This is a genomic window from Candidatus Frankia alpina, from assembly GCF_902806485.1.
Taxonomy (GTDB): domain Bacteria; phylum Actinomycetota; class Actinomycetes; order Frankiales; family Frankiaceae; genus Frankia; species Frankia alpina.
The window spans coordinates 1-845 of record NZ_CADCWT010000519.1 but is presented as its reverse complement, the minus strand read 5'-3'; the positions used below and the strand labels follow the sequence as shown (position 1 = coordinate 845).

Below are 845 nucleotides of genomic sequence, written 5' to 3'. Positions count from 1 at the left end.
CGGGATACGGCTGGCGTGTGCGGTCTCGACTGGAGCGCGTCCGGACGGCACGACGGGGCCGATACTCCGCGTAGCAGATCGCAACCTAGAGCGATCTTCTCGGGGCCCTGCCGCTGCCGTGACCGGAATAGGCAGCCGGGTCGTATGCGGTGTTGGTGTGCTCGTCGTGGAAGCCGTGTGCGGTGAGGTACGAGTCGGGAATCCACGAGACGGCCTCGAGTCCGCTGTTGGCCGCCGCGGAAGGCAGGTCGGCGGTGAGGTTCCACTCGGCGGTCGCATTGAGCGAGGTGGCCGTGGAGGAGGCGTCGTACCGGAGGACCTTCAGCGAACTGACGTTGCTGTTGCTGTTGTCGCATTCCGTGGAAACGATCACGCCGCCAGGGGTGGTGACCACGCCTTCCGCGTCCGGATCACCGGTCCCGCCTGCGTAAGCCACCGGTCGTGTCGGGCTGCCACTTCGCACCGTTCGGCACGAGGCGGTAAAGCGTGCCAGGACCGTTCTTCACCGCCCACAGCACGCTGGAACTCTGGAAGGACAGGCCGCTGAGGTTCGTGCCGAACACGTTCGCGTCGTCCGCGGTGGCGACGGCCGAGCCGCCTGGCCACGTGCTGGCGGGGCAGGCGTTCGCCGCGCCTCGGGTCGACGAGGCGGTCGTGGTGAACGAACCCGTGCCGTCAGGGCAGCGCCCGTAGGTCGTCGACGCATGCGAGGTCCAGGTGTAGGAATCCACCAGCGTCGTGCCACCCGGCTGATACAGCCGCACCGAATCGGAACTCCCCAGGCCGAACACCGGATCGACATCAAAAACCAGATGCCCCCCGGCCGCCAGCGACGTACCCGACGC

1 protein-coding gene and 1 pseudogene are annotated in these 845 nt (G+C 67.7%); both read right to left on the bottom strand.

Annotated elements, in window-relative coordinates:
- Positions 1 to 85: 85 nt before the first annotated feature.
- Entirely contained in the window at positions 86 to 394 is a 309-nt protein-coding gene (locus G6R25_RS24300; protein WP_235949551.1) for a hypothetical protein, read from the bottom strand.
- Between the two features lie 16 nt (positions 395 to 410).
- Positions 411 to 845: pseudogene (locus tag G6R25_RS24295) on the bottom strand (lamin tail domain-containing protein); the annotation flags it as partial.